The sequence below is a fragment of the Dermacoccus sp. MPR-E5 genome, from assembly GCF_058809565.1.
In genome coordinates this window covers 208,154-228,880 of record NZ_JBXASS010000003.1, presented here as the reverse complement: position 1 = coordinate 228,880, position 20,727 = coordinate 208,154, and the positions used below count along the sequence as shown (strand labels likewise).

Below are 20,727 nucleotides of genomic sequence, written 5' to 3'. Positions count from 1 at the left end.
CCCGTGATGTCTCACAGTCAGGGCCGATGTGCGCCATCGTGCTTCGACGCCTAGGCTCGCTCGGGTGAGTACCACGCCCGAAACGCAGAACACCCCGTCCGTGCCCACGCGTCCCGTGGGTCTCGAGTGGCCGCAGTTGCCTGCCAAGCAGCAGCCGTCGTGGCCGGATGACGGTTCGTTGGAGCGCGTGCGCGAGACGTTGGCCACCTATCCGCCGCTCGTCTTCGCGGGCGAGTGCGACGATCTGCGCACCCGCCTCGCTGCAGCGTCGCGCGGTGAGGCGTTCGTCCTGCAGGGCGGTGACTGCGCCGAGATGTTCGCCTCGGCGACGGCCGACAACATCCGTGACCGCGTCAAGACGATCCTGCAGATGGCTGCGGTGCTGACGTACGGCGCGAGCACGCCCGTCGTGAAGCTCGGCCGCATCGCCGGGCAGTTCGCCAAGCCGCGCTCGAAGGACACCGAGACGCGCGGCGACGTCACCCTGCCGGCCTACCGCGGTGACATGGTCAACGACTTCGCGTTCACGCCCGAGGCGCGTCGCCCCGACCCCGAGCGACTGCTGCAGGCCTACAACACGAGTGCGGCGACGCTCAACCTCGTGCGCGCGTTCACCCAGGGCGGTTTCGCCGACCTACGCAACGTCCACGACTGGAACAAGGGCTTCATCGCCAACGCCGCCAACGCGCGCTACGAGAAGACGGCGAAGGACATCGACCGCGCGATGCGGTTCATGGCCGCCTGCGGGGTCGACTTCGACGCCCTGCGCGCCGTCGACTTCTTCTCGAGCCACGAGGCGCTGCTGCTCGACTACGAGCGTCCGCTGACGCGCGTCGACTCGCGTTCGGGCCGCCCGTACGCGACGTCCGGGCACATGCTGTGGGTCGGTGAGCGCACGCGCGAGATCGACGGTGCGCACATCGACTTCGTCTCCCGCGTGTCGAACCCGGTGGGCATGAAGGTCGGGCCGAAGGCCGACCCGGACGACCTGCTGCGCATCATCGACAAGATCGACCCCGAGCGTGAGCCCGGCCGTCTGACGTTCATCACGCGCATGGGCGCGGGCACGATCCGTGAGGCGCTGCCGCCCATCGTCGAGCGACTCAAGGCCGAGGGCGCGGCGCCGGTGTGGATCACCGACCCGATGCACGGCAACACGTTCGAATCCGCGAGCGGTTTCAAGACGCGTCGTCTCGACGACATCGTCGACGAGGTGCGCGGCTTCTTCGAGGTTCACGAGGCGGCGGGCACCGTCCCGGGTGGCCTGCACGTCGAGCTGACGGGCAACGACGTGACCGAGTGCCTCGGCGGCAGCGTCGAGGTGCGTGACGAGGATCTGGAGAGCCGGTACGAGTCGGCCTGCGACCCGCGTCTCAACCACCAGCAGAGCCTCGAACTGGCCTACCTCGTCGCGGAGATGCTGAGCGCTCGCGCGCAGTGACGTCCGTGTCGAACTGACGACGATGCCCGCACGCCTCATGGTGGGCGGGCATCGTCGTATGTTCCGACGGTGCGCCGTCAGAAGCTCAGGGTGACGCTGCTCCCCTTGGGGGTGCGCGAGCCGCCCGACGGCGTCTGCGAGCTGACGGTGGAGCTGAGCAGCTCGTCGAGCCAGGACGCCCCGTCGACGTGGAAGCCCGCGTCCTCGAGGCGAGAACGGGCCTCGGCGGCCTTCATTCCGGTGACGTCGGGCACGTCGGCCATCTCGACGCCCTTCGAGACGCGCAGCGTGATCGTGTCACCCGTCTTCACCTGGGTTCCACTCGTCGGGTCGGTGCCGATGACCGAGCCGGAAGGGACGTCGGGGGAGAACTCCTCGCGCGTCGTGACCGTCAGGCCGCGCTCCTGCAGTGCCGTCGTCGCGTTCTCCTGCGTCTGCTTCGCCACGTCGGGCAGGTGGAACTCCTCCGGCCCCGAGCTGACGACGAGGGTGACGGTGGTGTCGTGACGGATGTGGGCGCCCGCCCCGGGAGAGACCGACAGTACCGTTCCCGCCTCACGGACGTCGTGCCGTTCGGTGTGCGTCACGTGGCCAAAACCCTCACTCTTGAGTTTTGCTTCAGCCTTGTCGCGCTGCAGGCCGACCACGGCGGGGACGTCGACCATCTTCGGTCCGTTGCTCACGACGAGGGTGACGTCGGTGCCGCGACGATGACTCGAGCCCTGCTCGGGTGAGGTCGAGATGACCCGGCCAGCCGGGACGGAGTCGGAATCAGCCAGCGTGACGCGCGTGTCGAATCCGGCGGAACGGAGGGTCGAAATGGCCTCACCCTGAGGTCGAGCGTTCACCTCGGGGATGTCGGTCGACGTCAGCGGCCCCACCGTCAGGGCGAGCGCGAGGCCGCCGGCAGCGATCGCCGTCGCGGCTGCGGCGACCCACGGCCAGCGACGACGACGGCGCGGGCCGCCCGCGGGTGTCGCGCCGAGCGTCTGGGTGGTCGTCGCCGGGATGACGTGCGTGTGGGCAGGGCGCAGCGCCGCGCTCCGGCCTTCGTCAGCACCCTGTGGGCCGGTCCGGGCACCGGTCGGCCTGCCGCCGTCCTGGCCGGTGGATGGGATGGCACCAGGAGCGATCGTGCCCTCGACGCCATAGGCGTCCGGCGAGGCGGCCGGCACGTCAAGCTGGGCGGTTGGCGCGGTGACGTGGGCGGCCGGCGGGGCGGGGTGACCCAGGGCCTCGGGCGTCAGCCGGGCGCGCGCGGCGTGCAGTTCGTGGGCGGAGGCGGTGGCGTCGGCCGGACGATCGGCGGGCATCTTGCTCGTCGCGCGGGTGAACCAGGCGTCGAGGGGGGCCAGGGACGCGTCAGCGCTCGAGGGTGGATGCGGCGCTTCGTGGACGTGGCGGTAGGCGACCTGGACCGGGGAGTCGCCGTCGAACGAGCGACGCCCCGTCAACATCTCGGCGAGGACGAGGGCGGAGGCGTAGACGTCGCCGCGCGGACCGGAGTGGCCGAATCGGGCGGGTTCCACCTGCTCGGGCGCGAGGTAGGAGGCGGTGCCGATGAGCATCTCGTTGTCGGCGCTCACGGACGAGCGCGCCGACGAGACGGCGCGCGCTAGACCGAAATCGGCGATCTTCACGACCCCGCGCGAGCTGATGAGGATGTTCTCGGGCTTGATGTCGCGGTGGACGAGGCCCGCGTGATGGGCGGCGCCGAGCCCGTCGAGCACCTGCTCGAACAGTGCGAGCAGCTCGCCGGTGGGGCGTCCGCCACGGTTGATGACGTCGCGCATCGTGACGCCGTCGACGAGTTCCATCGCGAGGAACACGACGTCACCGTCGCGCCCCTGGTCGTGGACGGCGACGACGTGCGGGTGGCTGAGCCGTGCGGCGGCGCGCGCCTCGCGCTGGAAGCGGGTGACGAAGGCGGGGTCGCGTGCGAGGTCGGCGCGCAGCACCTTGAACGCTACGTCGCGCTCGAGGCGTGTGTCGTGCGCGACGTAGACGCGCCCCATCCCGCCGTCGGCCAGGTGGCTTCTCACCTGATAGCGGCGTTCGATCAGCTGCCCGATGAGGGGGTCGGCTTGGATCGGCTCCACGAGCGCAGTCTAGGCGGCTCCGCGTGTGCGTCGGCTGTGCACGCCCGCGTCAGGAGAAGCGTTTCATGTGGGTATTGACGCTCGCGACGTACCGGCGGGTGTCGGGGTACATGCCGTGCGCGCGCACTGCTCCAAGACCTTGGTAGTAGGCGGCGATGGCCTCGTTCTGATCGTGCGCGTGCTCGGTGAGGAAGCGCAGCGTCACGACGCCGGCGGTGATGTTGTCCTGCGTGTCGAGCAGGTCGAGGTGGCGATGCACGATGGAGCCGGCCCACTGCCCGGTCGTGGGCATGACCTGCATCGTGCCGAGGGCGTCGCAGACCGAGACGGCGCTCTGCCGGTGACCCGATTCCTGCCAGCCGATCGCGAGGGCGAGCTTCGGGCTGACGCCGTAGCGCTTCGCGGTCGAGGTGATCATCGCGCGGATCTGCGCCTGCCCGGGCAGGTCGGCCGCGGCGAGCTGTCGGCGGTGGCGGTCACCGGAGGCGACGAGGGACGCCGGATAGCCGCGCGCCGCCGCCGTCCCGGCGTAGCGGACGACGCGCTTCGGCTTCGGGGCGTGCGTCGAAGGGCCCGGGTGCGGCGTGGCTGCGGGTTTCGTCGCCGCACGGGTGGGCTTCGTCGCCGGGTGGGGTGACGGCGTGTGCGCGGCGGAGGTAGCGACGGGGACGCGCAGCGTCGTGCCGGGGAGCAGGCGGCGCACCTCGATGCCGGGATTCGCCTTGACGATGGCGGCGACGCTGGAGTGCATGCGTCGCGCGATGCCGTAGACGGTGTCGCCGACGCGCACGCGCGTCGTCGCCATCCTGCGCACCGGCTTCTTCGCGGCGTTCGCGCGGTGTGACGTCGGCGTCTCGGCGTGCGACTGCGGGCCGCGCAGCTGGTGGTGCACGGGCTGGGCGGCGCTGTGGACGGCGACGGGCAGGGCGAGAAGGGCGGGCATGTGTCCACGCTAGGTCGCGGCTGTGACGTTTTGGTGGAGGCGCGCTCGACGTGCGCCGATGAGAGAGTCTCTGGCACCCTGTGAGGGTGAATGACGCAACCGCACCTGACCTCGAGACCCTCGTCGGCGACTGGCTGACCGTACCCGACCTCGCCGAGGCGCTCGGCATGTCGCTGCGCCAGGTGCGTCAGATGATCGCCGACCGCGAGATCATCGCGAGCCGCGTCGGGGAACGCAACGTCGTCGCGGTGCCGGCCGCCTTCATCCAGGGCGGCGGCGTGCTCGCCTCGCTCATGGGCACCGTCACGGTGCTCAACGACGGCGGGTTCGACGACGACGAGGCCATCCGTTGGCTGTGCACGCCGGACGAGACCCTCCCGATCGACGGGGCACCGATCGACATGCTGCGCGCGGGCCGCAAGGCCGAGGTGCGCAAGCGCGCCATGGAGGACGCGTTCTGATCGCGAGCTGCCGCGTCAGAACGTGCGGGCCGTCGTCGACTCGATGAACGCCTCCAGCGCGGCGTAGGCGTCGGCCGGCACCTGGCTGCGCACGCCGTCCAACGCCGCGCGGGCACGCTGAGCGCCCTCGGCGATGCACGCTTCGACGGCGTCGACGGCCCCTGATTCGCGAGCGAGCACACGGATGCGTTCGACCTCGTCCTCGCGCAGGTCGTCGTGGCCGAAACGCTCGGCGAAGAACGTGCCGACCTCCGGCTCGTCACCGGCGGCGTCGAGCAGGTGAGCGACGAGGACGGTGCGCTTGCCCTCGCGCAGGTCGTCGCCGGCGGGCTTGCCCGTCTGGGCCGGGTCGCCGAAGACGCCGAGCAGGTCGTCACGCAGCTGGTAGGCCTCACCGAGCGCGAGACCGTACTGCGACAGGGCCTGCGTGACGTCGGGGGAGGCGCCCGCGCTCGCCGCACCGATGAGCAGGGGGTGCTCCATCGTGTACTTGGCGCTCTTGAAACGGATGACGCGCAGCGCACGCGCGATGCGCTCGGGCGTGCCCATCGTCGCCCAGGGCGTCGAGGCCTCGAGGACGTCGAGGAACTGACCGCCCATGAGCTGCGTGCGCATGAGGTCGAAGACGGCGCGGCCGCGCGCGACCTCGTCGGCGGGCAGGCCGCTCGTCGCGTACATCTCGTCGGCCCACGTCAGGCACAGGTCGCCGGCCAGGATGGCGCCGGCCTCGCCGAAGCGGTCGGCGTCACCGTCGAGACCGCGGCTGCGGTGCGCGGCGGCCATCGCCCGGTGCGCGGCGGGCATGCCGCGTCGGGTGTCGCTCGCGTCCATGACGTCGTCGTGCAGCAACGCGGCGGCCTGGAACAGCTCCATCGACGCGGCGCAGCGCACGAGGGCGTCGCTGTCGGCTCCACCGGCGGCGCGGTAACCCCAGTACAGGAACGACGCACGCACACGTTTGCCTCCGCGCAGGAGGGTGGCGACGGCGTCGAGCATGAGGTCGGTCTGGCCGCCGAGGGGGGCGAGGACGTCGCGCTGATGGCTCACCTCGGCATCGAGGGTCTCCTGCAGTCGTTCGAGCAGGCGCGGCGCATCGAGAGAGTCGGGCACGGTGCGTTTCCTTTTCCAGATCGGCTACCCGTGAGCCTACGCGTAGCGGCGTGGGAACCGCGACCTGACGGGGTTGTCAGACGTCGGTCGTACATTCTTCTCATCGAACAGAAGTTCGATTTTTCGTGGGGAGGGCTCTGCCCTCCACCGAGGAGGAGGTCGTGTGATGCGCGAGTACGACGACGTCGTCGCCATGGGGGTCGACGCGTGCGGCAGGCCCGTGGTCTTCGAGTGGCGCGGGCGTCGCTACCGAGTGACGCAGGTGCTCGACACCTGGCGTGAACGGGTGCCGTGGTGGCGTGATCCGGCCCGTCCCACGACACCTGACGAGCAGGGCGCCCCTGACGTCCAGCGCCGGCTCGAGCAACGCACCTGGCGTGTCGAGGCGACGGCCGGGCGCCGCGCCTCGAGCGGGGTCTTCCACCTCGTGCACCACGGTGAGCGCTGGTCGCTGCGCGCCCTCACCGACTGAGCTCATCGACTGAACCGTCCGTTCCCGCCCCATCGACGAAGGAAGTGCCCCATGACGACCCTGACCACAGCCCCGACCACGTCGACGTCGGTCACCTCGACGAACGACGTCCCCGCCGTCTGCTCCACCGATCTGCTCGACCTCGTCGCGCGTTCCCACGACACCCTCGTCGAGGCCTGCACCGTCTCGACGAGTTCGCAGCGCTACGTCGCGGCGCATCTCGCGGCGCTGCGCGCCGCTGCTGGGTTGCTCGCGTGGAAGGCGCCGCGCAGCCTCAGCTCCAAGCCGCGCAGTGCGTGGGTGACGCTTGCCCAGCACGCGCCCGAGCTGGGTGAATGGGCGGCGTTCTTCACCGAGAGCGGGCGCCGCAGCCGCGCCGTGAGCGCAGGCATCCTCGTGCCCGCCGCACGAGAGGCCGACGATCTCGTGCGGCAGGCCGAGACGTTCCTGCAGATCGTCCTCGAGCACGCCGGTCTCCCGCCGCTCGCGCCGGTCGGTTCGCGCATGACCCCGGTCCAGGTGAGGTGAACCATGCAGTTCACGCACCTTCGGGTCGCCTCGTCGTACTCGCTGCAGTACGGCACGACCCCACCCGCGACACTCGTCGCCCGCGCCGCCGAGCTCGGGTACGGACGCCTCGCGCTCACCGACCGCGACGGTCTGTACGGCAGCGTCAAGTTCGTCGAGGCGTGCACCGCCGCAGGCCTCGAGCCGATCCTCGGCGTCGACCTCGCGCTGGCGCCCGAGCGCGTGCTGCGGGCGCGTACCCCCGCCAAGGGTGGCCCGGCGCGGGACGAGCGGAGCCCGCGCGTCACCGTCCTCGCCCGCGGTGCGGCGTCGGGGCTCGCGCCGGGGCTGGGGTGGGCCCAGCTGTGCCGTCTCGTCACCGACGCTCATCTGAGCGGTGAGCGCGGCGCGCCCGCCACGAGTCTCGACCGGGTGGCCGCGCACGTCACGCACGAGAGCGAACCGAACCAGCCGGCACTCACGGTGCTCCTCGGCCCGGATTCGGACGTCGGGCAGGCACTCCTGCGCGGTCGTCACGCCGAAGCCGAGGCCCTGGTGCGTCGCTGGCGAACCGCTCTCCCGCACGGTGCGCTCGCCCTCGAGGTGGCCTGCCACGACGGCCCGCCCGAGGCGATGGCCAGTCGGCGTCACGCGACGAACCTGTGGCGCCTCGCCCGTCGGTGCGGCGTGCCCGCCGTGCTGAGCGGCTGGGTGCGCCATGGTGAGGTCGACGAGGCGATCACTGCCGACGTCCTCGACGCGGCGCGCCGTGGGGTGGCGCTCGACCTGCGTCACCTGGATCGCACGAGCGTTCAGGGCCATCTGCGCCCTGAGGCGCAGATGCTGGCGCAGGCCGAGGCGCTCGCCGAAGGGCTGGGTGATCTCGGCGCCGCGCTCGAGCTCATCGGGGCGAGCGACCGACTGGCGCAGGCGTGCGTCCAGCACCCGTTCCGAGACATCGGCATCGGGGCGGTGCACCTGCCCGAGGTCGAGGTGCTGGGCCTGATGGGCACCGACCCGCAGCGGGTGCTCAGCGAGCGCTGTCACGCCGCGGTGAACGGACGCTACCCGCACGCGTCGAAGGCGAAACGGCGCGAGGTGCTGGAGCGGCTCGAGGAGGAGCTCGACGTGGTGCGTCACCTCGGGTATCCGACGTACTTCCTCACCGTCGCGCAGGTCTGCGACCTCATCCGCGACATGGGCGGGCGCGTCGCGGCCCGCGGGTCGGGCGCGGGCAGCCTCATCACCTATCTGCTCGGCATCAGCGGGGTCGACCCCATCGAGCACCGACTGCTCATGGAGCGGTTCTGCACGAGGGCCCGCGCGTCGCTGCCCGACATCGACATCGACGTCGAGTCGGCGCGCCGCACCGAGATCTACGAACGCATCATGGAGCGCTTCGGCGGGGAGCGGGTGACGTGCGTGTCGATGATGGAGACCTACCGGGTGCGCCACGCCATCCGTGACGCCGGTGCCGCGCTCGGGATGGTGCCGGCCGACGTCGACGTCATCGCGAAGGCCTTCCCGCACGTCGCGGCCCGGGACGTGCGGCACGCGATCGAGGAGCTGCCCGAGCTGCGGGCGCGCGGGCTCGCCGAACCGGAGCTCGACCGGCTGTTCGACCTCGTCGAGCGCCTCGACGGGCTGCCGCGGCACATCGCGCTGCATCCGTGCGGGGTGATCCTGTCGAACGCCGGGCTGGCGCAGCGCACTCCGATGGAGGCGAGCTGGCTCGGTTTCCCGATGAGTCAGTTCGACAAGGACGACGTCGAGACGCTGGGGCTGCTCAAGCTCGACGTGCTCGGCATCCGCATGCAGTCGGCCATGGCACACGCCGTCGCCGAGATCGAACGCGTCGAGGGCGTCGTCGTCGACCTCGACGACCCCGAGTGCGTGCCGTTCGACGACGAGGCCACCTTCGAACTCATCCGCACGACGCGCACCCTGGGGTGCTTCCAGATCGAGTCGCCCGGGCAGCGGGAACTCATCGGCAAGTTCGGGCCGCAGCGCTTCGAAGACCTCATCATCGACATCTCGCTGTTCCGCCCCGGGCCGGTCAAGAGCGACATGATCACTCCGTTCCTGCGCGCGCGGCAGGGGTGGGCGCCGCCCGAGTACCTGCACGAGAGTCTGCGCCCGGCGCTGGAGGAGACGATGGGTGTCGTCGTCTTCCACGAACAGGTGCTGCGCATCTTCGCGCAGACGACCGGCATCACGTTGGCGCAGGCCGACGAGGTGCGACGGGCGATGGGCTCGAGCGCCGGGCAGGAGAAGATCGAACTGTGGTGGCGCGAGGCCGCGCAGCACCGCGGCTACACGAGTGCGGAACGCGACCGCATCTGGGAGGTACTCGCCGCGTTCGCCTCGTTCGGTTTCTGCAAGGCGCACGCCGCCGCGTTCGCCGTCCCCACCTACCAGTCGGCGTGGTTGAAGACCCATCACCTCGCCGCGTTCGTCGCAGGCGTTCTCACCCACGACCCGGGGATGTACCCCAAGCGACTCATCCTCGCCGACGTGCGGACGTTCGGCGTGCCCGTGCTGGGCGTCGACATCAACGCCTCGCGCCGCGAGTACCGCATCGAGCGCGTGCCGGGCGAGGGCAGCGAGGACGACCATCTCGGGTTGCGCATCGGTTTCCTCGACGTCAAGGGTATGAGCGAGCGCGAGATGACGTCACTCGTGGAGGGCCAGCCCTACACGAGCCTGACGGACGTGTGGCGCCGGGCGGGTCTGAACCGGCCCGTCGTCGAGCGGTTGCTGCTCGTCGGCGCCTTCGACGCACTGCACGGCACCGGACGACCCGGCGTATGCGGCGCACCGACGCGGCGAGATCTGCTGCTCGAGCTCGACGACCTCGAACGGTTGGATCGGCACGCCTCGGCGCGTCTGACGCGTGGCGCTCGCCGTCGCATGATCAGTTCGGCCCCGGGCGTGGGCGCGTCTGTGAACGCGGACGGGGACGTAGGAACGGTGATGGCTTTCGACAGCGTCGAGGCGGCGCGTCGTCAGGCGCAGGGGCGACGGCCGCACGAGCGGTACGAGACGCACGGCTCGCAGCTGGCCTTCGACATGCTCGACGACGGTGAGGCGGTGAGCAGTGGCCTGCCCGAGTTCACCCCGGCCGAGAAGGTGCGGGCCGAGCTCGACATCCTCGGGTTGGACGTCAGCGGGCACGTCATGCAGTTCTACGCGCCTCTCGTGCGGGCGTTGGGCGTCAGCCGGGCCTGTGACCTCGCGTCGCTGCACGGCGGCGAGACGGTGTGGTGCGCCGGCATCAAGGTCGCCACGCAGACACCGCCGGTGCGTTCGGGGCGACGCGTCATCTTCCTCACCGTCGACGACGGTACGGGCCCGGCCGACGCGACGTTCTTCGAGGACGTCCAGGGCCCCTACGCCGACACGGTCTTCCACGCGTGGATGCTCCTCGTGCGGGGCGTCGTGCGCCGCACCGGCCCGCGTGGGGTCTCGATCCGCGCGACGGGAGCGTGGGATCTGGCGCAGGCGTGGAAGGCGTGGGAGCACGACGGCGAGGCCGGGGTCCACCGTCTCGTCGAGGAGAGCGAGCGGCGCGGGGCGGAGCGCTCGGTCGGGGCCGCGCGCGGGCGGCGTCAGCTCGTGCACGCGTCGGGGTTCGCGCAGTCGCCGTACACCGACATCAAACCGGCGGGGGAGGCGCTTCGTGCCTCGCGCGCCGAACTGCCCGGCGAGGGTGAGGCTCCGTCACACCTGTGGCACGCGAGCCCGGGAAGCTCAGGAGGATGGAAACGATGATCCTGCACGTCGACATGGACGCCTTTTACGCCTCGGCGTCGCTCATCGAGCGCCCCGAACTCGTGGGCACCCCCGTCATCGTCGGGGGTGCGGGTCGCGGGGTGGTGCTGTCCGCCACGTACGAGGCGCGACGGTTCGGGGTGAACTCCGGCATGCCCATGGGGCGCGCGCGCAGGCTGTGCCCGCAGGCGGTGGTGCTGCCACCCGACGCCGAGCTGTACTCGCGCATCTCGGGAGCCGTCATGCACCTGTTCGCTCAGGTGACGCCGCTCGTCGAACCCATCTCACTCGACGAGGCGTTCCTCGACGTGAGCGGGGTGGCACCGACACCGCGTCAGGCGGTTGCGCTCGGGCACCAACTGCGTGACGCCGTCGCGGACGAGCAGATGATCACGTGCTCGGTCGGCATCGCGCCGGTCAAGTTCGTCGCCAAGCTGGCCTCGACGCGCGCGAAACCTGACGGGCTGCTCCTCGTCGAGCGCCACGAGACCCTCGACTTCCTCCACCCGCTGCCCGTCGAGGCGCTGTGGGGCGTGGGTGAGACGACGAAGGAGAAACTGCATCGCCTCGGGCTGCGCACCGTCGGCGATGTCGCACACCTGCCCGAACGCACGCTCGTGCGCGCCCTCGGGCAGAGCGCGGGCGTCACCCTGCACCGCCTCGCCTGGGGGCATGACGAGCGCCGCGTCGTCCCGCACGAACCCGAGCGCAGCATCGGTTCGGACGAGACGTTTCCCGCCGACCTCGACGACGCCGTCGAGATCAAGCGCGAGCTGCTCAAGCTGAGTGATCGGGTGGCGGCGCGGATGCGGGCGGCGCAGGTCGCGGGTCGGACGGTCGTACTCAAGGTGAGGTTCTCGGACTTCACGACGATCACGCGCTCGCGCACGCTGCCCGAGCACACCGACGTCAGCCGCGAGATCTACGACGTCGCAGCGCAATTGTTCGACGCGCTCGCCCTGCAGCGCGCGCGGGTGCGGCTCGTCGGGGTGCGGGTGCAGGGGTTGAAGGACGTGCGTCAGACGTCGCGGCAGATCCGGCTCGGGGAGCGGGAGAACGGATGGCGGGAGGCGGATCGGGCGATCGATCGGGCGAGCGCGCGCTTCGGGGCAGGCATCGTGCGCCCGGCGAGCCTCGTCGGATGAGCGGGCACGGGCGGCCCATGGCGGCAGGCTCTGGCGTGAAAGGTCAGGGTGTGATGCACTTTCCCCGTCGTGCACCGCGCTGCAGTGCTACAACTGACGTTATGTGTCACCCGCCGCACGAGCTGTGCATCATGTGGGGTGACGAAGGGATGGAGGGCCACCATGCCGTTGTCCGAGCATGAGTTGCGCACGTTGGAGCAGCTCGAGGCGCAGCTTTCCGCCGAGGATCCCAAGTTCGCCTCGGCGATGCAGGCCGACCCGGAGCGCCGCCGTCGACGTAGGCGCGCCCTCTTCGCCGGCGCGGTGTGCCTCGGGGGTCTCGGCCTCACCGCGGCCGGCACGTACTCCTCGCACATGTGGATGGGTCTGGTCGGCATGCTCGTCATCGCCGCCGGTGCTCTGCTGTCCGTGCAGACGCCGTCACGGCCCGCCCTGTACGTCGTCGACCCGAACTCGTTCGAGGGCATCACGGCCCAGACCGGCGCGCACCCCGCGTCACGGATGGCGCGTCCGGCGCGCACCGCTCGGCCGCGCTCGTCGGCTCCCCGTCGGCAGGGTGACTTCATGCAGCGGATGGAGCAGCGCTGGGAGCGTCGCCGCTACGAGAACCAGGGATGGTGAATCGGCAGCGGCGTCGCTGAGGTGAGCGCCCGCTGCTCGCCTGCAGCGATGACGCTCAGCGCGCCCCGCGCTCACCGCGCCAGCACGAACGCTGCGATGGCCCAGCCGACGGCGATCGTCACGGCTGCGGCCAGTTCGATGCCCACCGACGTCAGTGCTGCCCGGATGGCGACGCGGGTCGCTGCCCACGCCTGCGTGCGATCACGCAGTCGTGCGCTCTCCGCCAAGAACACGCCGATGACGAAGCCCAGCAGCAGCCCGATCACGGGGACGACGAAGACGCCGACCACCGCGCACACGAGACCGACGATGTTGCTGCGCCGCGCAACCCCACCCCGCGAGAGCTGACGCCCCGGCACGAGAACCTGCACGACATAGCCTGCGACAGCGAGGACGCACGCGACAGCGAACACCACCCATGCCGCCGTGCTCGACTGGCCGATGGCCCAGACGAGCACGCCGAGCACGACGCACGCGAGGCCCGGTAGGACGGGCACGATGAGGCCGGCGATGCCGACCGCGACGAGCAGGGCCGCACCGAGCGTCGTCAAGGTTTCTGTGGAGACCACCATGGTGTTCATCATGGCCCATCAGCGCATCGCTGCGCCCGAGATCACCGCCGTCGCGCGACGCCAGTCGCACGGCACCGATCGCGCGACACCCATCGCGCGAGGCCTCATGCCCGGGTGCGTCCGACAGTGCCCCCGGCATGCGTTCGGCCCCGCGCCTCGATGATCGAGGACGCGGGGCCGAACGGTTCGCTGTGCCGAAGGGGCGAGATGCTCAGACCTCGCTGAGGCGGGGGGTTTCGTCGACGACCTCGACGGCGACCTCCCGCAGCTTGTCGAGGTGCTCACGGCCGTGGTGGCCGCAGAAGCGCAGTTCGAGACCTTCGGACATGACGGCCTTGATGAACGCCTGGGCGCCACAGCGGTCGCAGCGGTCGGCGGCGGTCATCGTCTGTTCCATCGTTGCGGTCATATCCATCCTCCTCGTCGGACGGCGCGGGGGCCGTCGCACGCGTATTCGTGAACCCACACGAATGTGGTTCTCGACAATGCATAACAGTCTTCCACGTGGAGGCATTTCCGCGAAGCCGGTTTCGATCTGCGGGCGTCCTCGCGCGCCCGAGCGATTGCCTCGACCCGCGTGCACCCGCGGCCGCACACCACCATGCACACCACATGCCGGAGCGCCCACGAGGGGCGCCTTGCGCGTGGCGACGCGGAACGACAGGGTTCGTCCGATAGCGTAGCGAGGCACATGCCGAGTGTGCGCGTGACGAAGGTCAAGGAGATTCCCCAGGTGTCGCCCAGCGAGAACCAAGAGAACTACACCGCCCGCCACCTCCAGGTGCTCGAGGGGCTCGAGGCCGTCCGCAAGCGTCCCGGCATGTACATCGGCTCGACCGACGGTCGCGGCCTCATGCACTGCCTCTGGGAGATCATCGACAACGCCGTCGACGAGGCGCTCGGCGGGTACTGCGACCGCATCGAGGTCATCCTCCTGCCCGACGGCTCCGTCGAGGTGCGCGACAACGGCCGCGGCATTCCCGTCGACGTCGAGCCGCGCACGGGCCTGTCGGGTGTCGAGGTCGTCTTCACGAAACTGCACGCGGGCGGCAAGTTCGGTGGCGGGTCCTACACGGCCTCCGGTGGTCTGCACGGCGTCGGTGCATCCGTCGTCAACGCGCTCAGTTCGCGTCTCGACGTCGAGGTCGACCGTGCGAGCAAGACGTACGGCATGAGTTTCCGCCGCGGCGAGCCCGGCACGTTCGCCGACGGCGACTCCTCCGATCCGCTCGCGAAGAGCCCGACGAACCCGTTCACGCCGTTCGAGTCCGGCAGCCAGCTCGAGGTTGTCGGCAAGGCCAGGCGCGGCGTCACCGGTTCGCGCGTGCGCTATTGGGCCGACACGACGATCTTCCTCAAGACCGCGCAGTTCGACTACGACCAGCTCATCGCGCGCGCTCGTCAGACGAGTTTCCTCGTGCCGGGCCTCACCATCATCATTCGTGACGAGCGGGGCCTCGCCGGTACGCCGGGGGAGAACGGTCCGCACGAGGAGACCTTCCTCCACGACGGCGGCATCAGCGAGTTCTGCGAGTACCTCGCGCCTGACACGGCCGTCACCGGCATCTGGCGCCTGCAGGGCAGCGGGTCGTTCACCGAGACGGTGCCGGTGCTCGACGAATCGAGCGGCCACATGACGAGCCAGGACGTGACGCGCGAGTGCGGCGTCGACATCGCGCTGCGTTGGGGCACCGGGTACGAGACGAAGGTGCGCAGCTTCGTCAACATCATCGCGACGCCGAAGGGTGGCACGCACAACACCGGTTTCGAGCAGGCGCTCATGAAGGTGTTCAAGAAGCAGCTCGAGGTCAACGCGCGCAAGCTCAAGGTCGGCAATGACAAGGTCGAGAAGGACGACGTCCTCGCGGGCCTGACGGCCGTCGTCACCGTCCGCCTCGCGGAGCCGCAGTTCGAGGGCCAGACGAAGGAGGTGCTCGGCACCGCGGCCGTGCGTGCCATCGTCAGCAAGGTCGTCGAGAAGGAGCTGAGCGCGCACCTGACGTCGACGAAGCGTGACGACAAGGCGCAGGCCGCGCTACTGCTGGAGAAGGTCGTCGCCGAGATGAAGTCGCGCATCAGCGCGCGCGCCCACAAGGAGACGCAGCGTCGCAAGACGGCGCTCGAATCCTCGAGCCTGCCGGGCAAGCTGAAGGACTGCCGCTCGACCGACGGTGAGCGCAGCGAGCTGTTCATCGTCGAGGGCGACTCGGCGCTCGGTACGGGCATGGCGGCGCGCAACTCGGAGTACCAGGCGCTGCTGCCGATCCGCGGCAAGATCCTCAACGTGCAGAAGGCGTCCGTCGGCGACATGCTGAAGAACGCGGAGTGCGCCTCGATCATCCAGGTCGTCGGAGGGGGTTCGGGGCGCAGTTTCGACCTCGACATGGTGCGCTACGGCAAGATCATCCTCATGACGGACGCCGACGTCGACGGCGCCCACATCCGCACGCTGCTGCTGACGTTGTTCTTCCGCTACATGCGTCCGCTCGTCGCGGCGGGGCGCGTGTACGCAGCGATGCCGCCGCTGCACCGTCTCGAGGTGAGCGCGCAGGGCCGCGCGAAGGGTGAGGTCATCTACACCTATTCCGAGGACGAGATGCGAGCCACCGTCGCGGCGTGGGAGAAGAAGGGCCGCACGTTCAAGCAGCCGCAGCGCTACAAGGGCCTCGGTGAGATGGACGCCGACCAGCTCGCGGAGACGACGATGGACCCGCGCCACCGCACGCTGCGTCGTGTCACGCTCAAGGACGCCGAGATGGCCGAGCAGGTGTTCGACCTGCTCATGGGCAGCGAGGTCGCGCCGCGCAAGGATTTCATCATCTCCAGCGCCAACGATCTCGACACCGAGCGCATCGACGCATGAGTTCGACTCGGCTGCAACGGTTTCGCTCGGTTCTCGCCGATACGCGGCCGTTGCGCAACCCCGCCTTCCGGCGGTTGTGGATCGCCGACATCGTCACCGTCGTCGGCGCCCAGCTGACGATCGTGTCCGTGCCCGCGCAGATCTACGCGCAGACGCGCGATTCGAGTTACGTCGGGCTTACGGGGTTGTTCGGCCTCGTGCCGCTCATCGTGTTCGGCCTGTACGGCGGATCGCTCGCCGACGCGCACGATCGTCGACGGATCCTGCTGTTCACCTCGGGCGGCTTGGTCGTCGCGAGCGCGCTGTTCTGGGCGCAGGCGGCAGCAGGCGGCGTCAACGTCTGGGTGCTGCTGTGTCTGTTCGCAGCACAGCAGGCGTTGTTCGCGCTGCATCAACCGGCGTTGCAATCGTCGCTGCCGCGCCTGCTCGAACCCGAGTTGCTGCCCGCCGCGAACTCGCTGCTCATGACGGTCGCGATGGCCGGTGGCATTGCCGGCCCGCTGCTCGCCGGCGCGCTCATCCCCGTACTCGGGTTCTCGTGGATGTACGCGATCGACACGATCTGCCTGCTCTCGACGCTGTGGGCCGTGTTCCGCATGCCCGCGCTGCCGCCGATCGGTGAGGTCGTCAAGGCCGGTTTTTCGTCGGTTCTCGACGGGTTGCGCTACCTGACGCGTCACCCCGTCCTGCTCGCGAGCTTCGTCGTCGACCTCATCGCGATGGTGTTCGGCATGCCGCGCTCGGAGTTTCCCCAGATCGCGCACGAGTCGTTCGGCGGTCCGCTCGGGGGTGGTTTCGCGTTCGCGTGGCTGTTCGCGGCGATCCCCGTCGGCGCCGTGCTCGGCGGCGTGTTCTCCGGGTGGGTGTCGCGCGTGCGACGACACGGCGTCGCCGTGCTGGCCGCGGTGCTCGTATGGGGCCTCGCCATCATCGGGTTCGGTGCGGCGGTAGCGCTCGCGAACGGGCGCGTCGACGTCGTGTTCTGGCTCGCGTTCATCGCCCTCGTCATCGGAGGTGCGGCCGACATGGTTTCCGCGGCCTTCCGCACGTCGATGCTTCAGACGGCGGCGAGCGACGAGGTGCGCGGGCGGCTGCAGGGCGTGTTCCTCGTCGTCGTCGCCGGCGGCCCACGCATCGCGGACGTCATCCACGGCGCCGGCGCGACCGCGATCGGAGCGGCGACGACGGCGTGGCTCGGCGGCGTGTGCGTCGTCATCGGTGTCGTGCTCGTGGGCCTGCTCGTCCCGTCCTTCCGGCGGTATCGACTCGCTGCCTGAGTCGTGGGGCGCGCCGGGCCGAACCGGGTGCGGCAACCGTGATGTGGCTTCGTCGGTCTCGGGCAGGGGTGTCCGCGATGACGGCTGGCCGGGCGAGTGGGGCCGTCCCCGTCGTTTGGCGCCGTGTGTGGTCAGGCTGAGCGTCGGCGGATGGTCGATCTGGACGGTTCTACGAATGAAGCTTTTCCCCTTAACTTCTGCTAGTTTAGGTCCATGCCTTCACTCCGATCCTCTCTCGTGGTGCTGACGGCGGATCAGGTCGACAGCCGCTCTGGCGGCGACGCCGTGCCCTCCGCCCTGCGAGCGCTGCGCGCTCTCCCGTCGAGCGGGGGGTCTGCGCGCGGCTTCGCGCGGACGGCGGGGGATGAGATCCAGGCCCTGTTCACGCGTTCGAGCGATACGGTCGAGGCGCTCGAACGGCTGGCGCGCCTCGGGTGCTGGCGGGTGGGGGTCGGCATCGGCGCGGTCGTGACGCCCGTACCCGACGATGTGCGTGCCGCCTCGGGTGAGGCGTTCATCGCGGCGCGTGAGGCGGTCGAGGCGTCCCGGCTCGTGCCGGCGCGCGTGGCCGTTCGGGCTCCTTCGGCGCCCGAGGCAGGGGCCGACCTCGACGCGGCGCTGGCGCTGCTGCACCTGCTTTGGCATCGCCGCACACCTGCGGGGTGGGCTGTTGCCGAGTTGTTGGGGCAGGGGCTGACGGGGCGCGAGGTCGCCGCCGAACTCGACATCACCCCCTCGGCCGTCAGCCAACGCGCGCGGGCCGCAGCCGTCGAGGAGAGCGACGCAGGCATGCGCCTCGCCGCGCGCCTCATGGACGCTGCGCGCGCTCGCTCTGCTGAGGGGCGGCGTCGCTCGAGAGCCGACATGCTCTGATCGTGTGCGCCCGCGGCATGACGGCTGTGGGCGCGCTCGGATCACCAGCCCGGCCCTCACCCGGCTCGGCGTTGCGCCCGACGGAACGGATCGTCCCGGCCTGTGTCCTCACCACTGTCGGTGGCGGCGTCTACCGTCGGGTCATGGATGTCAGGGATGTTCTCGTCGTCGCGCTGTTCGGGTCACTGGCGCTCGCGGGTGGTGGTGTCGTGACGACGCTCGTGTTCCGCAGCGTCGATCGTCGGGCGTCCGAGGTGGGGGAGAGCCTGCCGGAGTCCTCGGACGGGGTCGCACAGGCCGCCACGATCCTGCGCGGCGGCGCGTGGATCGGCGCGCTTGAGCGGTTGGCGATCTTCGCGGGGCTCGTCGCGTCGTGGCCGGAGGCGATCGCGATCGTTCTCGCCGTCAAGGGGCTCGGGCGTTATCCGGAGCTGCGCAGCGGCGAGAAGTCGGCCGTCGCCGAGCGGTTCATCATCGGCACGTTCGTCAGCGTCCTGTGGGCGTGCGGCTGCGCGGGTCTCGTGGCGTGGTTGCGCACCTGAGCCCCCCTGGCAGCGCGGCGTCCCTCGCCCAACGTCGGCGAGGTGCCGCTGACGCCGCCGTCACGATCGGGCTGCGGCCTTCTTCGCCGCCTTCATCTCACGTTTCGTCTCGCGAACCTTCTGCAGTGAGTCGGCGTCGACGACGTCGGCCACCGAGCGGAACGAGCCGTCCTCGGCGAAGGGGGCCGACGCTCTTGCGCCAGCCGTCGGGGCGGACGTCGAGTTGTTTGCCGAGCAGGGCCGCGAAGATGCACGCTTTCTGGTCGCCGAATCCGGGCAGCGCCTAGAGTCGCCTCAGCAGTTCGGCGGCGTCGTCCGTTGCCCAGATGGCGCGGGTGTCGCCGTCGTAGTCGTCGCGCACGGCGGCGAGCTTCTGCACGCGCTCTGCCATCGAGCGGCCGTGACGGTGAAGGGCGGGAGGCGTCGTGCACTTCTCGACGAACTCACCCGGTTCGATCGCGGCGATCTTCGTCGGATCGAGCGTGCCGAACCGGTCGTAGATCTTGGCGGGGCCGGAGAACGCCACCTCCATCGCGATCTGCTGCTCGAGCAGCATTCCGACGAGCAGCCCGAACAGACGCTCCGAGATGACGGCGTCGGCACGGTCGTTCTGGGCGATGTGCAATCGGGGCATGCAGGCATCGTAGGGCGGCGCGGCCCAAGGAACATGTCGATGTCACCACCTCGTGAGAGGATCACGCCAGATCACTCAGCGAGCGAAACGACGACGACATGACACTGTTCAGGCGCGCCGATGTCGGTGACGACGAACCGCAGCACCTCAAGGTCTCTCTGGACCTCAAGTCGGTGTGGCATGCCACCTGGATCGTCATCGGCGCCCTCGCCCTGCTCACCGCCCTCGGTTATCTGACGGGGTCGGCGGGTTCGGTCGTCTTCAACGTCGTCATGGCGTTCTTCCTCGCCGCAGCCATCGAACCGGCCGTGTCGCGCTTCGCGATGCACATGCCGCGTGCGCTCGCGACGGGTCTCGTCGTCCTGCTGCTGGCGTGCGCCGTCGTCGGGTTCTTCGCCGCGTTCGGGGGCCTCCTCGTCGACGAGGTGCAGGCGCTCATCAGTGCGGCGCCCGGCCTCGTCACGGATTGCGTCGACTGGGTCAACCGCAAGTTCGACACCGACTACGACATCAACAAGCTGCTCTCGAGCGTCAACCTGACGCCCGACAACGTCGCGAACTACGGTTCGCAGCTGGCCGGCGGCGTCCTCGGGCTCGTGACGAGCGTCGTGTCCACGGCGTTCAACCTGTTCGTCCTCATCTTCTTCACCTGTTACATCTCGGCCGGCCTACCGCGTCTGCGCACCTGGGTGGCAGGGCTGTTCCCGCCGCGTCAGCAGCGCGTCGTGCTGACGGTGTGGGAGGTGTTCGTCGCAAAGGTCGGCGGGTACGTCGCGGCGCGCTTCATCCTCGCGACGATCTCGGCGACGATTCACGGCACGTTCATGATGCTCATCGGCATGCCGTACTGGCTGGCGCTCGGGTTGTGGACGGGCATCATCGCGCAGTTCGTGCCCAACATCGGCACGTACATCTCGATCGTCCTGCCCGTCCTCGTCGGCGCGACGAGCGACAAACCGATCACCGGCCTGTTCATCCTCATCTTCGCGATCGTCTACCAGCAGATCGAGAACGTCACGATCGAGCCGAACATCAGCGCACGCGCCGTCGACGTCCACCCGGCCGTCTCGTTCGCATCCGCCCTCGCCGGCGCGAACATGTTCGGCCTCGCCGGCGGTTTGCTCGGTGTGCCCGCCGCCGCGACGGCCATGGCCATCCTCGACCTCTACAAGACGCGCTACGAGGTGAAGAGCTCGACGCTCGACGCCGCGCAACGCGACGCGAAGAAGGATCTCGACGACGACGACTCTGCGACGAATGACGACCCACCGGGCCAGCGCGACCCCGTCGAACTCGCGGGGGCCGATTCAACAGCCGATGCTGCGCCTGACAGTGCCGTCAACACGGAGGCAGGCGGGTCGACGAAGGCATGACGCCCTGAGCATGTGATCGAGGA

The 20,727-nt window shown here is 70.0% G+C and carries 18 protein-coding genes; 12 read left to right on the top strand and 6 right to left on the bottom strand.

Translation table 11 applies throughout. The features are described from left to right. The first annotated feature begins 100 nt into the window (after positions 1 to 100). Positions 101 to 1,441, top strand: a complete 1,341-nt coding sequence (locus AC1RS9_RS03560) for a class II 3-deoxy-7-phosphoheptulonate synthase (protein ID WP_006946641.1) — start codon at positions 101 to 103, stop codon at positions 1,439 to 1,441. 77 nt (positions 1,442 to 1,518) lie between these two features. Here the strand turns inward: AC1RS9_RS03560 and pknB are convergent, their stop codons facing one another. Both pknB and AC1RS9_RS03550 read right to left on the bottom strand, forming a co-directional pair. Then, the gene (gene pknB, locus AC1RS9_RS03555) at positions 1,519 to 3,540 is read right to left on the bottom strand and encodes a Stk1 family PASTA domain-containing Ser/Thr kinase (RefSeq protein ID WP_474916755.1); all 2,022 of its coding nucleotides are present in this window, start codon (positions 3,538 to 3,540) and stop codon (positions 1,519 to 1,521) included. A 49-nt stretch (positions 3,541 to 3,589) separates the two neighbouring features. Then, entirely contained in the window at positions 3,590 to 4,483 is an 894-nt protein-coding gene (locus tag AC1RS9_RS03550; RefSeq protein ID WP_074045440.1) for a lytic transglycosylase, read from the bottom strand. 86 nt (positions 4,484 to 4,569) lie between these two features. Between AC1RS9_RS03550 and AC1RS9_RS03545 the strand changes: the two genes are divergently transcribed. Continuing rightward, a complete protein-coding gene (locus tag AC1RS9_RS03545; RefSeq protein ID WP_006946890.1) occupies positions 4,570 to 4,944 on the top strand; it encodes an Rv2175c family DNA-binding protein in 375 nt (124 codons plus the stop codon). A gap of 15 nt (positions 4,945 to 4,959) precedes the next feature. On the opposite strand, the gene AC1RS9_RS03540 is transcribed toward AC1RS9_RS03545, so the two are convergent. Next, the gene (locus AC1RS9_RS03540; protein WP_474916754.1) at positions 4,960 to 6,054 is read right to left on the bottom strand and encodes a polyprenyl synthetase family protein; all 1,095 of its coding nucleotides are present in this window, start codon (positions 6,052 to 6,054) and stop codon (positions 4,960 to 4,962) included. A gap of 166 nt (positions 6,055 to 6,220) precedes the next feature. Between AC1RS9_RS03540 and AC1RS9_RS03535 the strand changes: the two genes are divergently transcribed. The 5 genes from AC1RS9_RS03535 to AC1RS9_RS03515 all read left to right on the top strand — a co-directional run bounded on the left by AC1RS9_RS03535 (position 6,221) and on the right by AC1RS9_RS03515 (position 12,570). Continuing rightward, positions 6,221 to 6,526 carry a DUF6504 family protein gene (locus AC1RS9_RS03535; RefSeq protein WP_136788344.1) on the top strand — a complete coding sequence of 102 codons (306 nt, stop codon included), beginning with the start codon at positions 6,221 to 6,223 and terminating at the stop codon, positions 6,524 to 6,526. A 51-nt stretch (positions 6,527 to 6,577) separates the two neighbouring features. Next, positions 6,578 to 7,054 (top strand): SAV_6107 family HEPN domain-containing protein, encoded by a 477-nt coding sequence (locus AC1RS9_RS03530; protein WP_062258230.1) that lies wholly within the window; start codon positions 6,578 to 6,580, stop codon positions 7,052 to 7,054. Positions 7,055 to 7,057: 3 nt separating this feature from the next. Continuing rightward, positions 7,058 to 10,804, top strand: a complete 3,747-nt coding sequence (locus AC1RS9_RS03525) for a DNA polymerase III subunit alpha (protein ID WP_474916753.1) — start codon at positions 7,058 to 7,060, stop codon at positions 10,802 to 10,804. After that, on the top strand, positions 10,801 to 11,949 hold the full coding sequence (gene dinB, locus AC1RS9_RS03520; RefSeq protein ID WP_038567823.1) for a DNA polymerase IV: 1,149 nt from the start codon (positions 10,801 to 10,803) through the stop codon (positions 11,947 to 11,949). The genes AC1RS9_RS03525 and dinB overlap by 4 nt, the downstream gene beginning before the upstream one ends. 162 nt (positions 11,950 to 12,111) lie before the next feature. Next, positions 12,112 to 12,570, top strand: a complete 459-nt coding sequence (locus AC1RS9_RS03515; protein WP_038567824.1) for a DUF3040 domain-containing protein — start codon at positions 12,112 to 12,114, stop codon at positions 12,568 to 12,570. A 71-nt stretch (positions 12,571 to 12,641) separates the two neighbouring features. Here AC1RS9_RS03515 and AC1RS9_RS03510 read toward each other — a convergent pair whose 3' ends face one another. Both AC1RS9_RS03510 and AC1RS9_RS03505 read right to left on the bottom strand, forming a co-directional pair. Continuing rightward, positions 12,642 to 13,142 carry a DUF456 domain-containing protein gene (locus AC1RS9_RS03510; RefSeq protein WP_235182023.1) on the bottom strand — a complete coding sequence of 167 codons (501 nt, stop codon included), beginning with the start codon at positions 13,140 to 13,142 and terminating at the stop codon, positions 12,642 to 12,644. Positions 13,143 to 13,353: 211 nt separating this feature from the next. Further along, positions 13,354 to 13,551 (bottom strand): DUF7455 domain-containing protein, encoded by a 198-nt coding sequence (locus AC1RS9_RS03505; RefSeq protein WP_038567826.1) that lies wholly within the window; start codon positions 13,549 to 13,551, stop codon positions 13,354 to 13,356. Between the two features lie 282 nt (positions 13,552 to 13,833). On the opposite strand from AC1RS9_RS03505, the gene AC1RS9_RS03500 reads away from it, so the two are divergent. The 4 genes from AC1RS9_RS03500 (at position 13,834) to AC1RS9_RS03485 (ending at position 18,697) form a co-directional block, all read left to right on the top strand. Then, positions 13,834 to 16,005: a DNA gyrase/topoisomerase IV subunit B gene (locus AC1RS9_RS03500; RefSeq protein ID WP_051805806.1), complete on the top strand. Its 2,172-nt coding sequence runs from the start codon at positions 13,834 to 13,836 to the stop codon at positions 16,003 to 16,005. Further along, positions 16,002 to 17,282, top strand: coding sequence for an MFS transporter (locus AC1RS9_RS03495; protein ID WP_006946897.1), 1,281 nt, complete (start codon positions 16,002 to 16,004; stop codon positions 17,280 to 17,282). The genes AC1RS9_RS03500 and AC1RS9_RS03495 overlap by 4 nt, the downstream gene beginning before the upstream one ends. 213 nt (positions 17,283 to 17,495) lie before the next feature. Beyond that, entirely contained in the window at positions 17,496 to 18,155 is a 660-nt protein-coding gene (locus AC1RS9_RS03490) for a hypothetical protein (RefSeq protein WP_040015027.1), read from the top strand. Positions 18,156 to 18,298: 143 nt separating this feature from the next. After that, the gene (locus AC1RS9_RS03485; protein WP_139023656.1) at positions 18,299 to 18,697 is read left to right on the top strand and encodes a hypothetical protein; all 399 of its coding nucleotides are present in this window, start codon (positions 18,299 to 18,301) and stop codon (positions 18,695 to 18,697) included. A 283-nt stretch (positions 18,698 to 18,980) separates the two neighbouring features. Here the strand turns inward: AC1RS9_RS03485 and AC1RS9_RS03480 are convergent, their stop codons facing one another. Next, complete coding sequence (locus AC1RS9_RS03480; protein ID WP_492920525.1) at positions 18,981 to 19,331, bottom strand: HhH-GDP family DNA glycosylase; 351 nt, start codon at positions 19,329 to 19,331, stop codon at positions 18,981 to 18,983. A 98-nt stretch (positions 19,332 to 19,429) separates the two neighbouring features. Between AC1RS9_RS03480 and AC1RS9_RS03475 the strand changes: the two genes are divergently transcribed. Further along, positions 19,430 to 20,704 carry an AI-2E family transporter gene (locus tag AC1RS9_RS03475; RefSeq protein ID WP_062255899.1) on the top strand — a complete coding sequence of 425 codons (1,275 nt, stop codon included), beginning with the start codon at positions 19,430 to 19,432 and terminating at the stop codon, positions 20,702 to 20,704. Positions 20,705 to 20,727 lie beyond the last annotated feature (23 nt).

Bases quoted from the DNA above. Each gene is read 5' to 3' on its own strand.
- AC1RS9_RS03495 (WP_006946897.1), top strand. From the start codon at position 16,002: ATGAGTTCGACTCGGCTGCAACGGTTTCGCTCGGTTCTCGCCGATACG.
- AC1RS9_RS03515 (WP_038567824.1), top strand. From the start codon at position 12,112: ATGCCGTTGTCCGAGCATGAGTTGCGCACGTTGGAGCAGCTCGAGGCG.
- AC1RS9_RS03535 (WP_136788344.1), top strand. From the start codon at position 6,221: ATGCGCGAGTACGACGACGTCGTCGCCATGGGGGTCGACGCGTGCGGC.
- AC1RS9_RS03505 (WP_038567826.1), bottom strand. From the start codon at position 13,551: ATGACCGCAACGATGGAACAGACGATGACCGCCGCCGACCGCTGCGAC.
- dinB (WP_038567823.1), top strand. From the start codon at position 10,801: ATGATCCTGCACGTCGACATGGACGCCTTTTACGCCTCGGCGTCGCTC.
- AC1RS9_RS03475 (WP_062255899.1), top strand. From the start codon at position 19,430: ATGACACTGTTCAGGCGCGCCGATGTCGGTGACGACGAACCGCAGCAC.
- AC1RS9_RS03490 (WP_040015027.1), top strand. From the start codon at position 17,496: ATGCCTTCACTCCGATCCTCTCTCGTGGTGCTGACGGCGGATCAGGTC.
- AC1RS9_RS03510 (WP_235182023.1), bottom strand. From the start codon at position 13,142: ATGGTGGTCTCCACAGAAACCTTGACGACGCTCGGTGCGGCCCTGCTC.
- AC1RS9_RS03525 (WP_474916753.1), top strand. From the start codon at position 7,058: ATGCAGTTCACGCACCTTCGGGTCGCCTCGTCGTACTCGCTGCAGTAC.
- AC1RS9_RS03485 (WP_139023656.1), top strand. From the start codon at position 18,299: ATGGATGTCAGGGATGTTCTCGTCGTCGCGCTGTTCGGGTCACTGGCG.
- AC1RS9_RS03500 (WP_051805806.1), top strand. From the start codon at position 13,834: ATGCCGAGTGTGCGCGTGACGAAGGTCAAGGAGATTCCCCAGGTGTCG.
- AC1RS9_RS03530 (WP_062258230.1), top strand. From the start codon at position 6,578: ATGACGACCCTGACCACAGCCCCGACCACGTCGACGTCGGTCACCTCG.
- AC1RS9_RS03480 (WP_492920525.1), bottom strand. From the start codon at position 19,331: ATGCCCCGATTGCACATCGCCCAGAACGACCGTGCCGACGCCGTCATC.
- AC1RS9_RS03550 (WP_074045440.1), bottom strand. From the start codon at position 4,483: ATGCCCGCCCTTCTCGCCCTGCCCGTCGCCGTCCACAGCGCCGCCCAG.